This window comes from Brevundimonas aurantiaca (assembly GCF_014199955.1).
GTDB lineage: Bacteria > Pseudomonadota > Alphaproteobacteria > Caulobacterales > Caulobacteraceae > Brevundimonas > Brevundimonas aurantiaca.
The window spans coordinates 26421-44099 of sequence record NZ_JACHOQ010000007.1 but is presented as its reverse complement, the minus strand read 5'-3'; the positions used below and the strand labels follow the sequence as shown (position 1 = coordinate 44099).

At 68.2% G+C, this 17679-nt stretch carries 20 protein-coding genes; 13 read left to right on the top strand and 7 right to left on the bottom strand.

Going from position 1 to position 17679, the window contains the following annotated elements:
* Nucleotides 1–220 precede the first annotated feature (220 nt).
* The 5 genes from GGQ93_RS12770 (at nucleotide 221) to mmcB (ending at nucleotide 2666) form a co-directional block, all read left to right on the top strand.
* On the top strand, nucleotides 221–739 hold the full coding sequence (locus GGQ93_RS12770; protein ID WP_183217494.1) for a lipocalin family protein: 519 nt from the start codon (nucleotides 221–223) through the stop codon (nucleotides 737–739).
* A 134-nt stretch (nucleotides 740–873) separates the two neighbouring features.
* The gene (locus GGQ93_RS12765) at nucleotides 874–1407 is read left to right on the top strand and encodes a carbonic anhydrase (RefSeq protein ID WP_182713383.1); all 534 of its coding nucleotides are present in this window, start codon (nucleotides 874–876) and stop codon (nucleotides 1405–1407) included.
* A 109-nt stretch (nucleotides 1408–1516) separates the two neighbouring features.
* On the top strand, nucleotides 1517–1876 hold the full coding sequence (locus GGQ93_RS12760; protein WP_182713382.1) for a type II toxin-antitoxin system RelE/ParE family toxin: 360 nt from the start codon (nucleotides 1517–1519) through the stop codon (nucleotides 1874–1876).
* Entirely contained in the window at nucleotides 1873–2163 is a 291-nt protein-coding gene (locus GGQ93_RS12755) for a helix-turn-helix domain-containing protein (protein WP_182713381.1), read from the top strand. The genes GGQ93_RS12760 and GGQ93_RS12755 overlap by 4 nt, the downstream gene beginning before the upstream one ends.
* Nucleotides 2164–2210: 47 nt before the next feature.
* Complete coding sequence (gene mmcB, locus GGQ93_RS12750) at nucleotides 2211–2666, top strand: DNA repair putative endonuclease MmcB (protein ID WP_054764603.1); 456 nt, start codon at nucleotides 2211–2213, stop codon at nucleotides 2664–2666.
* Between the two features lie 306 nt (nucleotides 2667–2972).
* On the opposite strand, the gene GGQ93_RS12745 is transcribed toward mmcB, so the two are convergent.
* Nucleotides 2973–3758 carry a C40 family peptidase gene (locus tag GGQ93_RS12745; RefSeq protein ID WP_183217492.1) on the bottom strand — a complete coding sequence of 262 codons (786 nt, stop codon included), beginning with the start codon at nucleotides 3756–3758 and terminating at the stop codon, nucleotides 2973–2975.
* 173 nt (nucleotides 3759–3931) lie between these two features.
* Here GGQ93_RS12745 and GGQ93_RS12740 point away from each other — a divergent pair, with 173 nt between their 5' ends.
* Complete coding sequence (locus GGQ93_RS12740) at nucleotides 3932–4417, top strand: hypothetical protein (protein ID WP_183217490.1); 486 nt, start codon at nucleotides 3932–3934, stop codon at nucleotides 4415–4417.
* Between the two features lie 2 nt (nucleotides 4418–4419).
* Here the strand turns inward: GGQ93_RS12740 and GGQ93_RS12735 are convergent, their stop codons facing one another.
* Nucleotides 4420–5802, bottom strand: coding sequence for a leucyl aminopeptidase family protein (locus GGQ93_RS12735; RefSeq protein WP_183217488.1), 1383 nt, complete (start codon nucleotides 5800–5802; stop codon nucleotides 4420–4422).
* A 76-nt stretch (nucleotides 5803–5878) separates the two neighbouring features.
* Between GGQ93_RS12735 and GGQ93_RS12730 the strand changes: the two genes are divergently transcribed.
* From GGQ93_RS12730 to GGQ93_RS12705, 6 genes are all read left to right on the top strand, one after another.
* A complete protein-coding gene (locus GGQ93_RS12730) occupies nucleotides 5879–6754 on the top strand; it encodes a tetratricopeptide repeat protein (RefSeq protein ID WP_183217486.1) in 876 nt (291 codons plus the stop codon).
* A 51-nt stretch (nucleotides 6755–6805) separates the two neighbouring features.
* Entirely contained in the window at nucleotides 6806–7471 is a 666-nt protein-coding gene (locus tag GGQ93_RS12725; RefSeq protein ID WP_183217483.1) for an HAD-IA family hydrolase, read from the top strand.
* Between the two features lie 50 nt (nucleotides 7472–7521).
* Nucleotides 7522–7977, top strand: a complete 456-nt coding sequence (locus tag GGQ93_RS12720; RefSeq protein WP_183217481.1) for an iron-sulfur cluster assembly scaffold protein — start codon at nucleotides 7522–7524, stop codon at nucleotides 7975–7977.
* Between the two features lie 79 nt (nucleotides 7978–8056).
* A complete protein-coding gene (yidD, locus tag GGQ93_RS12715) occupies nucleotides 8057–8305 on the top strand; it encodes a membrane protein insertion efficiency factor YidD (RefSeq protein WP_054764596.1) in 249 nt (82 codons plus the stop codon).
* Entirely contained in the window at nucleotides 8302–10236 is a 1935-nt protein-coding gene (gene thrS, locus GGQ93_RS12710) for a threonine--tRNA ligase (protein WP_183217479.1), read from the top strand. The genes yidD and thrS overlap by 4 nt, the downstream gene beginning before the upstream one ends.
* An 89-nt stretch (nucleotides 10237–10325) precedes the next feature.
* On the top strand, nucleotides 10326–10826 hold the full coding sequence (locus GGQ93_RS12705) for a YciE/YciF ferroxidase family protein (protein WP_152949394.1): 501 nt from the start codon (nucleotides 10326–10328) through the stop codon (nucleotides 10824–10826).
* A gap of 52 nt (nucleotides 10827–10878) precedes the next feature.
* Here the strand turns inward: GGQ93_RS12705 and GGQ93_RS12700 are convergent, their stop codons facing one another.
* The 5 genes from GGQ93_RS12700 to argB form a co-directional block, all read right to left on the bottom strand.
* Nucleotides 10879–12021: an AGE family epimerase/isomerase gene (locus GGQ93_RS12700; protein ID WP_183217477.1), complete on the bottom strand. Its 1143-nt coding sequence runs from the start codon at nucleotides 12019–12021 to the stop codon at nucleotides 10879–10881.
* A gap of 2 nt (nucleotides 12022–12023) precedes the next feature.
* Nucleotides 12024–13496 carry a D-glycero-beta-D-manno-heptose-7-phosphate kinase gene (gene rfaE1, locus GGQ93_RS12695; protein ID WP_183217475.1) on the bottom strand — a complete coding sequence of 491 codons (1473 nt, stop codon included), beginning with the start codon at nucleotides 13494–13496 and terminating at the stop codon, nucleotides 12024–12026.
* A gap of 97 nt (nucleotides 13497–13593) precedes the next feature.
* On the bottom strand, nucleotides 13594–14463 hold the full coding sequence (dapD, locus tag GGQ93_RS12690) for a 2,3,4,5-tetrahydropyridine-2,6-dicarboxylate N-succinyltransferase (RefSeq protein WP_183217473.1): 870 nt from the start codon (nucleotides 14461–14463) through the stop codon (nucleotides 13594–13596).
* Nucleotides 14460–15119: a pyrimidine 5'-nucleotidase gene (locus tag GGQ93_RS12685; protein WP_183217471.1), complete on the bottom strand. Its 660-nt coding sequence runs from the start codon at nucleotides 15117–15119 to the stop codon at nucleotides 14460–14462. Before GGQ93_RS12685 ends, dapD begins: the two co-directional genes overlap by 4 nt.
* A complete protein-coding gene (gene argB, locus GGQ93_RS12680) occupies nucleotides 15116–16045 on the bottom strand; it encodes an acetylglutamate kinase (RefSeq protein WP_183217604.1) in 930 nt (309 codons plus the stop codon). The genes GGQ93_RS12685 and argB overlap by 4 nt, the downstream gene beginning before the upstream one ends.
* 156 nt (nucleotides 16046–16201) lie before the next feature.
* Between argB and GGQ93_RS12675 the strand changes: the two genes are divergently transcribed.
* On the top strand, nucleotides 16202–17554 hold the full coding sequence (locus GGQ93_RS12675) for a glycosyltransferase family 4 protein (RefSeq protein WP_183217469.1): 1353 nt from the start codon (nucleotides 16202–16204) through the stop codon (nucleotides 17552–17554).
* Nucleotides 17555–17679 lie beyond the last annotated feature (125 nt).

Here is a 17679-nt window from a genome sequence, read left to right as displayed (position 1 = left end):
CTCTTAACGAGGCGTGAACTTCATCCTGCCCCGCAGACCAAGGTTCGAGATGGCGGAGCGCCCCTGTCTCAGAACTGCGACAGGTGTCGGGATTTTTCGATTTCAGGCCCGGGCCGGCGCCTCGCTGCGGATTTCGCCCGGCTGAGGCGTCGCTGTGGGTGGAGGCAACCGCGCCGCGCCGTCGGGCGTATCAAGGCGAGATCAACGAGAACAACGCCCAATGCTTCGCGCCACCCTAATCGCCGCCTCGCTCATCATTGCGCCGTCCGCAGCCCTGGCCCAGTCGCGCGCCGTCGATCTGGACCGGTTCGACGGCCGATGGTTCGAGATCGAGCGCAGCCACAACGACGTCCAGAAGGACTGCAGCCGGGCCCAGATCGACTTCACGCCCCTGGACCGACCCGACCGGTACGGCCTGGTCGTCACCTGCACCCGTCTCGCCGACGGCCGCAACGAAACCCTGCGCGCCGCCGCCCGGATCACCGACACGACCACCAACGCCAAATTCCGCTTCACCCTGCCCGGCCTGCTCAGCTTCGGCGGCCTGGCGGGTCAGAACTACTGGGTCTGGGATCACGACCCGAACTACGACTGGGCCATCCTGGCCCTCCCAAACAAGTCGGACTGGTGGATCTGGCATCGTGACCAGAACGCCTCGGCGGCGGATCGCGCCCGCCTGCTGGCCCGCGCCAGGGCCCTGGGGCTGGACATGAGCCGGGTCGTCAGCACCGGCCGTTAAGCCTGATCGGTTGAGGCGGACCCGATGCGCGATCGTTAACGACAGGTTGTCAACCGGCTCCGGAAGGGTACGAACTATGCGCACTGAACGAACGCCGATACCCGTGATCGCCTGATCAATCCGGAGCGATCGCCATGCCCGACTGCTGCGCCCACACCCCGTCCCTGTCCCGCCGCGGCGCCTTCGGCCTCTTGGCCATGGCCGGCGGGGTCAGCCTTCTGTCCACCCTGGCGCCGGGCGTAGCCCGGGCGCGGGGCCATACGGAAATCCTGCTGCTGACCTGCATGGACTACCGCCTCACCGACGACACCGTCGCCTATATGGAAGGCCACGGTCTGCACGACAAATACGACCACGTCGTTCTGGCCGGCGCCTCCCTGGGCGCCCTGACCGACAAATTCCCCAGCTGGGGCCAGACCTTCTGGAGCCATCTGGACGTCGCCATCGACCTGCATCACATCCACAAGGTCGTGGTGATCGACCACCGCGACTGCGGCGCCTACAAGGTCATCCTGGGCGCCGAGACGGTGGACACTCCCGAAAAGGAACTGGCGGTCCATACGCAGGAGCTTCACGCCCTGCGCGACGCCATCAAACAGCGCCACCCCCATCTGGAGGTCGAACTGGCCCTGATGGGCCTGGACGGCCATGTCGAAGAGATCGCGTAAGGCGGAGATCGCCTAAGACGGGGCGCAATCTCGCACCCCGTCCTTCTCGGCCCAATTCAGTGTCGCCGCCGGATTGAAGTGTGGGCGTCATTGACGTATATCTCGGTCGATGCAGACGCGCCCGATCACCGTCGCCGAGACGCAGGCCTTCGTGCGCTCGGCCGGAACGATATGGAGCGATGAGGAACGGGCTGCGCTCATTGATTACGTGGCGCGCAATCCGGAAACAGGCGACCTGATCCCCGGCACGGGCGGCGTGCGCAAGCTGCGCTGGGGACGATCGGGCAGCGGCAAGCGCGGCGGCGCCAGGGTGATCTATTTCTATTATCGCCCCGACTGCCCGCTGTACCTGTTGCTGGCCTACGCCAAGGCGCAGGCGACCGATCTGACGTCGGATGAGAAAAGGACGGTGTCCGCATTGGCCGGCGCCATCAAGGCCGCTGCGGACAGAGAAGGAGACAGGCAATGAGCACCTTTGGACAGGATCTGATCGCAGCGATGCAGGAGGCCGCCGACCATGCGCGCGGCGCCGGCGAGCCGGCCGGCCTCCACACGATCGACGTTCCCAACGTGCGCGCGATCCGCGAGGGGCTGGGCCTGTCGCAACAGGCGTTCGCGACCGCCTATCGCATCCCCTTGGCGACGTTGAAGGGCTGGGAACAGGGCCGCCGTCAGCCGGATGCGACCGCCAGCGCCTATCTGTCGGTCATCGCCCGACTGCCGTCCCAGGCCCGCGACGCCCTGCGCGCGGCATGAATGATCTGCCGCTTGCGTTCGGAACATAGCCGGAACATAAAGTCGGCATGGCCGCCGCCGCCCTTCATCTCGAACTGGTCTTCAGCCGGCCGGAAACCACGCTTTCGGTCACGCGCGGGGCGGCGCGGCTGATGCTGGACCTGGGCTATGCGCCCTTGCTGGAGGTCGGCCTGCCCAATGGGCGACGCGCCGACGTCATGGCCCTGGGGCCGCGCGGCGACGTCGTCATCTGCGAGGTGAAGTCCGGCGTCGACGACTATCGCGTCGATCGCAAATGGCAGGCGTACGGCCCCTTCTGCGACGCCTTCTATTTCGCCGTGGCGCCCGAGTTTCCCCAGGACATTCTGCCCGAGGCGCCGGGGCTGATCGTCGCCGACGGCTTCGGCGGGGCGGTGGTGCGCGAGGCGCCGGCCACCCCCCTGGCGCCGGCCCGACGCAAGGCCCTGACCCTGGCCTTCGCCCGTCTGGGCGCCCTGCGGACCTTCCGCGACGAACGCCCCTAGTTTCGCAAGGAGTCCCTCGTCGATTCAATCGGTTGCGAAACAGGCCGGCGGTTCGACGCGACCGGGGCGCGGCCGGGGCTAGGCTGGCGATCCGGTCTTTGACATGGCGAACCGACTGAGAGGACGCCGACCGTCCTCCCCTCGCTAGATTCAATGCCGAATTTCAAAAATGAAACCGCCCGCCGCAGCCTGAACCGGACACATCGGACACATCGGACACATCGGACACATCGGACACATCGGACACATCGGACACATCGGACAGTCTTTTTAGGGGCGTCACAACCCCGACGGTCCCGCCCGGTCTCAGAGGCGGCGGAAGATCGCCGTCGCAAAGCCTTCGGCGGTCAGCCGGGCCTCGACCTCGGCGAGGGGTTCGATCAGAACCCCCTTGCCGCCCGTGGCGTGGATGATCCGTTCGGCGTCGATCATCAGGGCCGAATGGCCGGTCCAGTCGTGGTCGCCGCCGGGCGCCAGCCAGATCACCAGGTCGCCGCGCGCCGGGGCCTCGGCCGACACGGCCCGGCCCAGCTCCGCCTGGGCGTCGGACCGGCGCGGCCCCGGCAGGCCGCAGGCCAGCAGGGCCTGCTGCACCAGACCCGAACAGTCGGTCGAGACCGAGGACCGGGCGCCCAGTTCATGCGGCCGGCCCAGCAGGCGTTCGGCCACGGAGACAGGATCACGCTCAAAGGTTCCGATCGGCGCCAGGTCGGCGTCCGCAACGCCCTCCGCCGTCTCGACCACCAGGGCGTTCAGCGGCAGGGCCGCATCGACCGCAGCCACCCTTCGCGTCGGCAAGGCCGCGCCGGCTGACAGACTGTCCAGAACCACCCAGCCGACCACGCCGTCGCGGCGCGCCCGACCCCAGGCCCGGCCCTCCGACCGATCCAGAACGTCGAAGATCTCGCCATGCAGAAGCTGGTCGATCCGCTCGCCCCCGTCCGACCAGACGTCGGCGACGGCTACGCGGCAGGACATGGCTTCGGTCGCCCGATAGGCGGCCGCCCGCACAAGGCCCTCCAGCGCCTGTTCGGCCAGGTCCGGGCGGGCGAGACGATCGCCGGGCGGGAGAAGATCGAGGCGGTCGGTCAAACCTGGGCTCGCATTGGCTGAAGCGGCAGTCTTATCCCCGGAAGCCGAATCGGCCGTTAATGGGCACGGTCTTTCTGTGGAATTCTCGTCCGCAGGCCGACCTTGCGTCTGGTCGATGGACGCCCATCTCGATGCGGAACGGCCAAGCCGCCGTCCGCCGTCCTGGGGTTTCGATGCTCGCGCCCTTGTGTCTGCTGATCGTCCTGGGATTGACGCTGTTCGATCAGGGGCCCGTCGGAACCGTCCTCCGGCTTTGGCTGGTCGAGCGCCCCGCGTCGATCCTGTCCCGTCTGACGCGCGGTCAGATCCTGGGCGTGATCCTCGTGATCGGTCTCGGTGCGGCGGCGGTCGCCCTGTTCGAGGCGGAAGGGGTGCGGCTGTTCGCCATGGCCGCGCCGGACCTGATCGCCTGGGTGCTGATGTTCGACGTGACGGTGCTGTTCGATCTCGCCGTCCTGGCCCTGAGCCTTCGCGCCGTCGCCGGCTGGCGTGGCCTGGTCAGGGCGGGCAAGGCCCTCCGGGCCCAGACCCGCCTTGCGGTGCAGCGACTGCGATCCCGCACCCGCGCCCGCCGCGTCCGCCGCCCCCGGCCGCCGCGCCCCCGCTCGCCCGACGATGCGCCTCAGGGGGCGTGGACCTTCGGGCTGAGCCCGGCCTGACCTCAACCGCCGTAGCGCGCCTTCAGCACGGCGTAGCAGGCCCTTATGGCCTGGGCCTCTCCCCCTTCGGGGAAGCCGGGCCGGGCGCGGGGATTCCAGGCGAAGATGTCCATATGGGCCCAGGCGCCGCTGGCGGGGGCGAACCTTTGCAGGAACAGGGCGGCCGTGACCGACCCGGCTTGCGCCCAGGCCGAGGCGTCGTTCTTGATGTCGGCGATCTCGGTGTCCAGGGCGGCGCGATAGCTGGGCCACAGGGGCATGCGCCACAGGGGGTCGCCCACCGCCCGCCCTGCGGCCAGCAGATCGGCGGCCAGGGCCTCGTCATCCGTATAGAGGGGCGGCAGCTCCGGCCCCAGGGCGATCCGCGCCGCCCCCGTCAGGGTGGCGAAGTCCAGGGTCAGGTCGGGGGAATGCTCCCCCGCCCGCGTCAGGGCGTCGGCCAGGATCAGCCGCCCCTCCGCATCCGTATTGCCGATCTCGATCGTCAGCCCTTTTCGGCTGTTCAGTATGTCGCCCGGCCGGAAGGCGTCGCCCGAAACCGCATTCTCCACCGCCGCCAAGATGACCGCCAGCCGCACCGGCAGATCAGCCTGCATGACCAGCCGCCCCAGGGCCAGGGCGTGGGCGGCCCCGCCCATGTCCTTCTTCATATTGCGCATGCCGGCGGCGGGCTTCAGGTCCAGCCCCCCGGTGTCGAACACCACCCCCTTGCCGACCAGGGCCACCAGAGGCAGGTCGGTCTGGTCCAGCTTCCAGCCGATCTCGATCAGCCTGGGCGCCCGGTGCGGGGCCGCCGCCCGACCGACCGCGTGGACGGCGGGGTAGTTCTCGTCCAGCAGGGCCTCGCCCTCGGTCACGGTGATCGCCGCCCCGGCGCTCTCGGCGATCTCGCGGGCGATGGTCTCGATCTGCAAGGGCCCCATGTCGGCGGCCGGGGTATCGACCATCTCGCGCGCCAGGGCGCAGGCGGCGACGATCCGCGTCGTCTCTTCCAGGTCCAGCCCCTCGGGCGCGACCAGCCGAACCGGCGGCCGATCCGGCCGGGCCTTGTAGCGGTCAAAGACATAGGCCCCCAGGAGGAAGGCCAGGGCCGCCGCCCGCGCCGTCTCGGGCTCGGCCTCCAGCCGGTACAAGCCGCCGGGCAGCCGGGCCGACAGACCCCGCGCCAGGACCGGATCGAAGGCCGCGCCGCTCCCCAGCAGCACCTGACCGATCCCATCGCCCTCCGGCACGATCAGCAGTTCCCCGGCCTTGCCGGTGAAGCCGTGCCGTTCGCCCCAGGACTTCGCCGCCCCGTCCAGAACCGCGCCCGGCGCCGACAGGCGGATCGGAACGGCCTGCTCTCCGGTGTTCGCGGCGACCAGCAGGGGATGGGAGGCGAGCATGGCGAACCTTCTTAACCAAGAGTTGACACGAACCGGCGATTCTGAGGCGGACCGAGGAACCGTCAGGACTCCCCCCATGTCGCCCATGCCCGCCCTTCTCGCAACCGTCGCCCTTCTCAGCCTATCGGCGGCCCCCGCCGTCGCGGCCGCCCCGGTCCAGAGCCAGGGCGCGCCCCAGAACGCCGTCCAGAGCGGCGCCCAGAGCAGCGCCCAGAGCGCGACCCGCGCACCCGCCTCGGCCGAGGTCCGCGCCGCCTATGATCGGATGGACGCCCTGGCGCGCTCGGTCTTTTGGTCGGGCGAGCACGACCTGAACCCGGCCGATCCCGTGGCGGCGATCAAACTGGCCCAGGCCCTGCGCGAACTGGGCCGCTATGATCAGGCCGCCCAGACGGCCCAGGCCCTGCTGGCCCTCCAGCCCGCCAATCTGGACGCCCTGCTGGAGCTGGGCCGCGCCCACATTGGCCGGGGCCAGGCCTTCTACGGCATCGCCCCGCTAGAAAAGGCCCGCGACCTGGCGCCCCGCGACTGGCGGGCCTATTCGCTGCTGGGGGTGGCCTATGAGCAGGTGCGCCGGTTCGACGATGCGCGCGCGGCCTGGAACCAGGCCCTGGTCCTGTCGCCCGACAATCCCGACGTCCTGACCAACGCCGCAACGGCGGCCCTGACCCACGGCGACGCCCCCGGCGCAGAGGCCCTGCTGCGACGGGCTGCGGCCCAGCCGACGGCCTCCAGCAAGGTGCGCCAGACCCTGGCCATGACCCTGGGCCTGCAAGGCAAGATGGGCGAGGCTGAACAGATCCTGCGCCGCGAACTGCCCCCCGAGCTGGCCGATCAGAACCTGGCTTGGCTGGCGGCGCGCAATACGCCGGCCGCGCCCCAGCCGGAGGTCGCCTCCGCCCCATCGACCAGCGAAACCGCCCGCACCTGGTCCTCCTTGAAAGGCGGCTGATCGGCAGGAACGTCGGCTTGCCGCCCGGCCGGCGCCGTGCTGGATAGGGGCATGACCGTCTCCCCCGGGTCCGCCCCCCGCGCCTATCGCGCCTTCCTGTTCGACATGGACGGCACCCTGATCACCTCCACCGCAGCGGCCGAGCGCGTCTGGACCCGCTGGGCCGAACGGCACGGGATCGACCCGGTCGCCTTCATCCCCACGATCCACGGGGTGCGCACCGCCGACACCATCCGCCGCCAGAACCTGCCGGGCGTCGACCTGGCGGCCGAGGTCGCCTGGGTGGAACGGGGCGAGATCGAGGATGTCGAGGGCGTCGCCCCCATTCCCGGCGCGATCGACTTCGTCAAACGCCTGCCGCCCGACCGCTGGGCCGTGGTCACCTCGGCCACGGCGCCCCTGGCCCAGGCCCGGCTGAAGGCCGCAGGAGTCGAACCGCCCGCCGTGCTGATCACGGCCGAGGACGTGGAACGCGGCAAGCCCGATCCCGCCGGCTATCGGCTGGCGGCGCAGAGGCTGGGCGTGGACATCGCCGACTGTCTGGTGTTCGAGGACGCCCCGGCCGGCATCGCGGCCGGCGAGGCGGCCGGGGCGGAGGTTCTGGTGGTGACCGCGGCCTGGTCCCACCCGCTGGAGACGCCCCATCCGCAGCTGTCCGACTATGGAACCGCGACCCTGGTGGTCGAGGCGGACGGCGGTCTGACGCTGAGCGTCTAGCGGACGTTTCACGCCTTCCACTCGCCCCTTGAGCCCCCTATCTTCCAGCCATGATCGACGACCTCTACAGCGCGCGCATCCTGACCCTGGCGGCCAACCTGCCCCATGCCGGTCGGCTGGCGTCGCCGGAAGGGACGGGCGAGCGGGTCGCCAAACTGTGCGGCTCGCGCGCGATCGTCGATGTGAGCCTGGACGACCAGGGGCGGGTCATGGACTTCGCCCAGGACGTGAAGGCCTGCGCCCTGGGCCAGGCGGCCGCCGGCGTCCTGGGCCAGTCCGTCCTCGGCGCCTCGGCGGATGAGATCAGGGAGGCCCGCGACGCCATGACCGCCATGCTGAAGTCCGGCGGCGAAGGCCCCGTCGGGCGTTTCGAAGGGCTCCGCGTTCTGAAACAGGTCGCCGACTATCCCGCCCGTCACGCCTCGACCCTGGTGGCGATCGAGGCGACGCTGGAGGCGGTCGATCAGGCCCTGGCGGGGCGAACTCGTCTCGCCGGCGCGGCCTGACGGGCTCTGACCGGTTGATCCCCCTGCGATGACAGGGGATAAGCGCGGCGAACCCATCCAGCCCCCGGCGAAGGGACATATGTCTCTCTACGAACGCGGCGTCCGCGCGGCCCACCGGGGCTATAAGCTGACGCTGTCTCCCCTGATCGGCCAGCAGTGCCGGTTCCTGCCGACCTGTTCGGACTATGGGCGCGACGCCCTGATCCGGCACGGGCCGCTCAAGGGGGGATGGCTCACCGTGCGCCGCCTCTGTAAATGCCATCCCTTCGGCGGCTCGGGCTATGACCCGGTCCCGCCCCTGAAGACCGACGAAAAAGAACAGTCATGATCGATCTGAAATTTCCCGACGGCGCGGTGCGTCAGTATCCGGCCGGTTCGACGGCGCGCGACGTGGCGACTTCGATCTCGCCGTCCCTGGCCAAGAAGGCCGTGCTGGCCGAGCTGAACGGCGAGCAGCGCGACATGGGCCGGGTGCTGGAGACAGGCGGCGACTTCCGCCTGATCATGCGCGACGATCCCGAGGCCCTCTACACCATCCGCCACGACACGGCCCACGTCCTGGCCGAGGCGGTCCAGACCCTGTTCCCCGGCACCCAGGTCACCATCGGCCCGGCCATCGAGGACGGCTTCTATTATGACTTCTATCGCGAAGAGCCCTTCTCGACCGACGACTTCGCCGCCATCGAGAAGGAGATGGCCCGGATCGTCGATCGCGACGCCAAGTTCGAGCGCGAGGTCTGGGACCGCGACGAGGCCATCGTCTTCTTCGAGGCGCGGGGCGAGAAGTTCAAGGCCGAGCTGATCAAGGACCTGCCCGAGAACGAGACCATCACCCTGTACAAGCAGGGCGACTGGATCGACCTGTGCCGGGGCCCGCACTTTCCCTCGACGCGCCACGTCGGCAAGGCCTTCAAATTGACCAAGCTGGCCGGCGCCTACTGGCGCGGCGACTCCAAGCGCGAACAGCTGCAGCGCATCTACGGCACCGCCTGGGCGACCAAGGAGGACCTGGACGCCTATCTGCAACGGCTCGAAGAGGCCGAAAAGCGCGACCACCGCAAGGTCGGCAAGGCGATGGAGCTCTTCCACATGCAGGAAGAGGGCCGGGGCATGGTCTTCTGGCACCCCAAGGGCTGGATCCTGTGGCGCGTGCTTGAAGCCTATATGCGCCGCCGCCTGGACGCCGCCGGCTATGTCGAGGTCAAGACGCCCCAGGTTCTGGACCGCAAGTTCTGGGAGGCCTCGGGTCACTGGGACAAGTACCGGCCCAATATGTTCGTCTGCGAAACGGTCGAGGGCGAGACCCTGAGCCTGAAGCCGATGAACTGCCCCGGCCACGTCCAGATCTTCGACCAGGGCCAGCGCTCCTATCGCGAACTGCCGCTGCGCATGGCCGAGTTCGGCGCCTGCCACCGCTATGAGCCATCGGGCTCGCTGCACGGTCTGATGCGGGTGCGCGGCTTTACCCAGGACGACGCCCACATCTTCTGCCGCGAGGACCAGATCGTCGAGGAGACGGCCGAGTTCATCAAACTGTGCCGCAGCGTCCATGCGGATCTGGGCATGGAGACGGCCTACATCAGCCTGGGCACACGGCCCGAGCAGCGCGCCGGCACCGACGAGTTCTGGGACAAGGCCGAGGCCCAGATGCTGGAGGCCGCCCGCGCCGCCGGCTCCGAGCCGGTCATAACCCCGGGCGACGGCGCCTTCTACGCGCCCAAGCTGGACTTCATCGTCAAGGACGCCATCGGCCGCGAATGGACCTGCGGCACGATCCAGCTGGACTATGTCCTGCCGGAACGTCTGGACGCCACCTATATCGCCGAGGACGGTCAGAAGCACCGGCCGGTCATGCTGCACCGGGCGATCCTGGGATCGTTCGAGCGGTTCATCGGCATCATGATCGAGAACTACGCCGGCGCCTTCCCCCTGTGGCTGGCCCCGGTCCAGGCGGTGGTCGCCACCATCACCTCGGACGCGGACGACTACGCCCGCGAGGTCATGGACCGATTCAAGGCGGCGGGCCTGCGCACCGAGATCGACCTGCGCAACGAAAAGGTCGGCTACAAGGTCCGCGAACACTCGGTCGGCAAGGTCCCGGTCATCGCCGTCGTCGGCCGCAAGGAGGCCGAAGAGGGCAAGGTCGCCATCCGCCGCCTGGGCTCCCAGGAGCAGACGGTAGTGACGGTCGAGGAGGCCATTCGCATCCTGACCGATGAGGCCACGCCGCCGGATCTGAAGCGGGCGACGGCCGCCTAAGCCCGGAGTCCGACACAGGAACATAAGCCGGCCTTATCGCTTGTGATGGGGTGCGCCCCCGCGCCCCATCACCATTGCGAGAGACGACCATGGCCGAGAAGACCCTCGACACCCTGTTCCACGACACGCTTCGCGACATCTATTACGCCGAGCGCAAGATTCTGAAGTCCCTGCCCAAGATGGCGCGGGCGGCCCAGTCGCCCGAGCTGAAGGCGGCCTTCGAAAAGCACAAGGACCAGACCGAAGGCCAGATCGAACGCCTGCAGCAGGTGTTCGAAATCATCGGCAAGGCCCCGCGCGGCAAGACCTGCGACGCCATCGAAGGCATACTGGCCGAGGGCGATGAGATCATGGAAGAATACAAGGACAACCCGGCCCTCGACGCCGGCCTCTTGGCCGCCGCCCAGGCGGTGGAGCACTATGAGATCACCCGCTACGGCACGCTGAAGCGCTGGGCCAATGTCCTGGGTCTGAAGGACGCCGTCGCCCTGCTGGACGAGACCCTGCAGGAAGAATCCCAAACCGACGAAGACCTGACCGGCATCGCCGACGCCGCCGTCAACAAGGATGCGATGAAGAGCGCCGCCTGAGACCCTTGAAGCGAGGCGGGAGGCGGGACTGCGCCCCCTCCCGCCCTTCGTCCTAAAGGTCCGCCCGCTCCAGCTCGGCCACGGCCGTGGCGATGTGATAGAGCGAACTGGCCGGAACCGGCGTGTCCAAAAAGCCGCCCGCCCCCGGATCCCATTGTTCGAACCAGAGACCGGGCGTCGGGGTGTTCAGGAACCGGCTCAGCGCCCCCCAGGCGTCAGGCCAGCTTGGCGCCAAGGCCGGGACACGCAGAGCCGCCTTCAGCCATTCACCGTGCGGCCAAAGCCGGACGCCCGCGACGGCCATCGCGCCGTCCTCGAACACCTCGCCCCGCAACAGGCCCGACGCCGGGTCCAGGCCGTGCGCAAGGGCGAACCGCCCCAGCCGCTCGGCCTCGCCGTCGGCGCCTGCGCTCGTGTCCATGCCCAGCCGCTGCGCCTCCCGCAACAGCCAGGCCCATTCCATCTGATGACCCGGCTCGACCACGGCCCGCCCTTTCGGCCGCAGCGGGGCCGTCAGATCGTCCTGAAAATACTCAAACAGAAGCCCCCGCGCCCCGTCCATGAACCGTCGCCGACACAGGCCGACCAGTTCCGCCGCCAGGGCGGAGAAGGCAGGGTCCGGCATATGTTCGACACAGGCCAGGGCCGCCTCCAGCAGATGCATGTGCGGATTCTGCCGACGCGGGGCGCGCGGCGGCAGGGCCTCGACATAGCCGCCTGCAGGATGGCGCATGGACGTTTGGATGAAGTCCAAAAGCGCCAGGGCCTCGGCCTTCAACCGACCGTCCCTCGTCAGCCTATAGGCATGGGCCAGGGCGAAGAGGACAAAGGCCAGGTCGTACAGATCGCGCGTCTGATCCAGGCCCTCCCCGTCCAAGTCCAGTCGACTGATGAAGCCGCCGTCCGGATGGCGGGCGCGGTTCAGCAAAAAATCCAGACCATGCTCAACCGCCGCGCCGGCGTCCGAGACGCCGCGCTGCGCCCCCTGGGAAAAGACATAGATCTGGCGGCTCAACACCCGCAGCCGCTTATAGTCGTGGACCGGGCTGAGGTCGTGGTGAGACAGGGCCTCATAGAAGCCCCCGCGCCGACGATCGACGCCGTGTTCCAGCCACAGCGGCAGGGCCGTCTCATAAAGCCAGGCCGTCGCCTGGCGCGACGCGGCCTTCAGCTCGGTGCTGGGATCGGGGCTCATATCTAGGCCGAAGGCGTGCGGCTGCGGTCCACCAGGCCGGTGGTGGAATGGCCGGCCCTCAGCTCGACCCGGATGATGATCCCGCCCTTGGCCCTGACCAGATCGGCGCCGACGATCTGATGCTCCTGATAGTCCGCGCCCTTGACCAGGACATCGGGCTCCAGGGCGGCGATGAGTTCATAGGGGGTGTCCTCTTCGAACAGGACCACCGCGTCCACATGTCGGATGGCGGCCATCACCTCGGCGCGCGCCCCCTCGCTTTGGATCGGCCGAGTCTCGCCCTTCAACCGCCGCACCGAGGCGTCGCTGTTCAGCCCGACGATCAGCCGGTCGCAATGGCTCGCGGCCTCACGCAGCAGGGCCACATGGCCAGGATGCAGCAGGTCGAAACAGCCGTTGGTGAAGCCGACCGAAAGCCCCTGATCCCGCCAGGCGCCGCGGACGGCCCGGGCGTCTGCGCGCGACAGGATCAGTCCGTCGCGATGGTCGTCGCGCTGATCCTGGTGATTCAGCACGGTGCGCAGCTCCGCGGCGGACACCACCGCCGTCCCGGCCTTGGACACCACGATGCTGGCCGCCGTATTGGCCAGGCGCATCGCCCGCACGACCGGCAGGCCCGAGGCCACACCCAGGGCGAAGGCGGCCATGACGGTGTCGCCGGCGCCCGAGACGTCGAACACCTCCGCCGCCTCCGTCTCCAGCAGGATCGCCTCCCCGTCCACGCCATAGAAGGCCATGCCCTGTTCGGAGCGGGTCACCAACAGATTGGCGCCGGTCTGGTCCACCACCTGCCGGGCCGCCTCGCCCACGGCCGCGTCGTCGTCGCAGCGCCGACCGGTCGCGCCCGCCAGCTCCGACCGGTTCGGCTTGATATAGGCCGCGCCGCGATAGGCGGAAAAATCGGGACGTTTGGGATCGACGAAGACGGGAACCCCGACCTCGCGCGCCCGATCGAACACGGCCGCCAGAACCGCATCGGTCAGACATCCCTTGGCGTAATCCGACACGATCACCGCATCCGCCTGATCCAGCGCCTGTTCGAACAGGGCGATCAGGGCGGCCTCATCCTCGGCCGACAGGGCGTTTGAGCCTTCGCGGTCGATCCGGACCACCTGGTGGGCGCCCGCCAGGACCCGGGTCTTGGTCGTGGTCTCTCCGCCCTTCAGTCCCAGCAGCCGGCAGGAGACGCCCGCCTGTTCGGCGATCGCGCGCAGCTGATCGGCGGCCTGGTCATCGCCCACCACCCCGATCAAACGCGCCGAAGCGCCGAGCGCCACGGCGTTCAAGGCCACATTGGCCGCGCCGCCGGCCGTGAACCGGTCCCGCGCATGTTTCACCACCGGCACCGGCGCCTCGGGCGAGATGCGGCTGACGTGGCCCTGGAGATAGGCGTCGAGCATCACGTCGCCGATCACCACAACCGTCACGCCCTCGAAACTGGTGAAACGGTCCAGCGGCGAAGTCCGATCGGTCATTGCAGGTCTCAACGGAAGGCGGGGTCAGAACGGCGGGCGCGACGCAGTGTGCGCCCTCGGACGCCGCGGCGTCAAAGCCCAGGCGGGCGGCGGACGATCAGTCGCGCAGCAGCTCATTGACGCCCGTTTTGGCGCGGGTCTGGGCGTCCACCCGTTTGACGATGACGGCGCAATAGAGCGAAGGCCCGCCGTCGGCGTCCGGCAGGGCGCCGGGCACCACCACCGAATAGGCGGGCACCTCGCCCCGGAAGACCTGACCGGTCGCCCGATCGACGATCTTGGTCGAGGCGGACAGATAGACCCCCATGGCCAGCACCGCGCCTTCGCGCACGATCACGCCCTCGGCCACCTCGGCTCGGGCGCCGATGAAGCAGCCGTCCTCGATGATTGTCGGATTGGCCTGGAGCGGCTCCAGCACCCCGCCGATGCCGGCGCCGCCCGACAGGTGCACGTTCTTGCCGATCTGGGCGCAGGAGCCGACCGTGGCCCAGGCGTCGACCATCGACCCCTCGTCAACGAAGGCGCCGATGTTCACGAAGGACGGCATCAGGACGACGTTCCTGGCGATGTGCGCGCCCCGCCGGACGACGGCGCCGGGAACCGAGCGGAAGCCGGCCGCCTGATAGTCGCCCGCGCTCCAGTCGCCGAACTTGTTCGCAACCTTGTCCCAGAACGGGCCGAGTGCGGCCGGATGATCGGCCGACAGAGGGATGGTGGAGGCGTGGCCGGCCCGCATGATCTGGTTGTCGTTCAGGCGGAAGGACAGCAGCACCGCCTTCTTCAGCCACTGGTGCGTGGTCCAGGCGCCGTCCGCCCCCCGCGACGCCACACGGGCCTGGCCGGAATCGAGCAGGTTGAGCGCGGTCTCGACCGCGTCCCGGACCTCGCCTCCTGTGGCGGGCGACACCTCGGCCCGGTTGTCCCAGGCGGCCTCGACGACGGATTCGAGATGCGACAGGTCGGTCATGCGGCGTCCTTGAAGGTCAGGGCGTTGAGAAAGTCGAGAAGATCGGGGGCGATATGGTCGATATGATCGCCCAGGGGCTTTCCATGGCCGTCGCCGATCAGGACGGTCGCCATCCCCAGGGCCTTGGCCGGCTCCAAATTCCTAGGCGTGTCCTCGAAGAAGGCGGCGCAGCGCGGCTCGAAGTCGAACCGCTCGATCATGCGACGAAAGGCCGACGGGGCCGGCTTGGGCGTCAGATCGCCGTCCTCGATGGCGAAGACCCCGTCGAAACAGTCGGCGATCCCGATCCGGTCCAGAACGCGGTGGGCGTAGTCCCTGGCCCCATTGGTGAAGACGAACCGGCGCCCGGGCAGAATCTTCAGCCGCTCGGCCAGACGGGGATTTCGCTCCACCCCGTCCAGCGGCACCTCATGCACCACCCTCAGAAAGTCCTCGGGATCGATGGTGTAGTTGGCCATCAGCCCGGCCAGGGTGGTGCCGTGCTCGTCCAGGAACTGGCGCTGCAACAGCCGCGCCTCCTGGGGCGCCAGGCCGACGGCCTCGACCACATAGGCGTTGATCCGCGCCTGAACCAGGGACATCAGCCCCTGTTCGCGTGGATACAGGGTGTCGTCCATGTCGAACACCCAGGCCTTGACGTGCGACAGGTCGATCAAGACGCCTTCACCAGGGTGCCGGCGCCGAATTCGGTGAACAGCTCCACCAGCATCGCATGGGGCCGGCGGCCGTCCAGAATCACCACGGCTTCCACCCCGGCCCGCACGGCCGCCATGGCCGTCTCCAGCTTGGGGATCATGCCGCCCGAGGCCACGCCGGTGTCGATCAGGCCTTGCGCCTCCTCCAGGGTCATCTGGCGAATGATCTCGCCGTCCGCCCCCTTGACCCCCGGCACGTCGGTCAGCAGCAGCATCCGCTTGGCGTTCAGCGAACCGGCCACGGCGCCCGCCACCGTATCGGCGTTGACGTTGTAGGTCTGGCCGTCCTCGGCCACCCCGATCGGGGCGATGACCGGCACCCAGTCTTCGGTCTCCGAGGCGATCAGCCCCTTGATCAGCTTGGGGTCCACCTTGGTCGGTTCGCCGACGAAGCCCAGATCGACCTCATGCTCCATCATACTGTCGGGATCGCGCTTGGTCCGGCGGGTCTTCTCGACCGTCAGCAGGCCGGCGTCCTTGCCCGACAGGCCGACGCCGCGCACGTCCGCCTCCTTGCCCGCCATGGTGATCCAGTGGGCGATCTCCTTATTGACCGCCCCGGACAGGACCATTTCGGCCACCTCCATCGTCGCCGGATCGGTGACGCGAAGACCATCGACAAAGGCCGACTTGACCCCCGCCTTGTCCAGCATGGCGCTGATCTGCGGCCCGCCGCCGTGCACCACGACCGGGTTCACCCCCATCAGCTTCAGCAGCACCACATCGGCCGCGAACTGTTTCGCCACGGCGCTCTCGCCCATGGCGTGACCGCCGTATTTGATGACCACCGTCTCGCGGTCATACACCTGAATATAGGGCAGGGCCTCGGCGAGCGTCTTCGCCGTTTCCCAGCTGCGTTCCTCGGATTGGCGCTCGGTTTCGTTCATCACCGGCGCGAAATAGCGGGGGATGGCGGCGGTGTCACTGGGAAAGGGAGCGGTCCCGCCGTGGGCGTTCAGACGGAGAGGCATCGCTGGTCAGTCAGTCTTGCCCCATGATAGGCGGGATGATCGTCAAGCTCACGCCGCTCGAGACCCGACTGAATGCCCCAAATCCCGCCTGATCGATCGGACCGCCCCTCGATCTGTATTGACGGCTTCAACCTGGCGGCCGCCCAAGGCACAGGAATCGCGACCTACAGCCGCAACCTGCTCGACGCTGCGAGCCGCTTGGGCTTCAGAACCGAGGCTCTATTCGGGCCGACGCTCCCGATAGGCTCGGTCAAGCCGTTCGGCGACGTCGCCATCCTGGATCCAGAGCGTCCCGCTGAACCGCTCCGCTTTATGCAGAAGATCGAGCGTGACGTTCGGACACTTCTCGGCCCGACGGGTCGAACCGCCTTCCCCGTGCGCCCGTCCACCGACGTCATCTGGCCCGGCGGCGAAGCGGCTCGACCGAACGCAAGCCGTTTCTGGGCGGGCGACCGACTCTATTTCTACGCCAACCGCGCCTTCAAGAAACACGGCCGCAGCACCCCGGTGCGTTTTTTCTCCACTCGCGACGCCCCGGCGCCTAGCGTGATGCACTGGACCACCCTGCTGCCGCTCAGGGCCCTAAACGTTCCGAACATCTACACCATCCACGATCTGATCCCGTTGCGCCTTCCTCATACGACGCTGCACAATAAGCCGGTATTCATGGCCCTGTGTCGCGAGGTTGCCCGGCGCGCCGATCATATCGCGGTCGTATCGGAAGCGACTCGCCGGGACGTCATCCGGATGCTCGGCGTTCCAGAAGATCGCGTTAGCAACACCTATCAGGCCGTTAGCCTGCCCAAGGCACTGATCGAACGATCGGAGCGCGACGTCGTCATCGAACTGGAGGCCACCTTCCGGCTGGGATGGGGAGACTATTTCCTGCATTTCGGCGCTGTGGAGCCGAAAAAGAACCTCGGACGTGTGGTCGAGGCCTATCTGGCGTCCGGCGTGAAAACACCTCTCGTGATTGTCGGCGGCCGAGGCTGGCTGAGCGAACCTGAAACCGCTCTGCTTAGCCACGTTAAGGCGATTGGAGGCCCAAGCTCAGATCGGATCCACGTCTACGAATACATGTCCTTCGCCACCCTGATCAGTCTGATCCGAGGAGCCAGGGCCGTACTGTTTCCCTCGCTCTACGAGGGTTTCGGCCTGCCCGTTCTCGAAGCGATGAGCCTTGGCACCCCCGTGCTGACTTCCACCCAGGGGGCGCTGCCCGAGGTCGCCGGCGACGCCGCCATTCAGGTCGATCCCTATGACGTGCAGGCCCTATCGACAGCGATAAGGATGATCGACGCGGACGCCGGCTGGCGCGCGGAAGCCTCATTACGCGGACGAGCCCAGGCGGCGCAGTTCAACGATGATGCTTACGATGCTCGCCTCAGAGCGCTGTACAGCAAGGTGGGCGTCTATCTGCGATAACGAGGCATCTCTAATATAACCGAGGGCAAGCGGCGGATTCGGCCGACGACGCTATTCGAGCGAACGAATTACTCCACTTCAAATGCACGAGCGAAATATAGCTTCTACAAGCACCGCTGGGACGA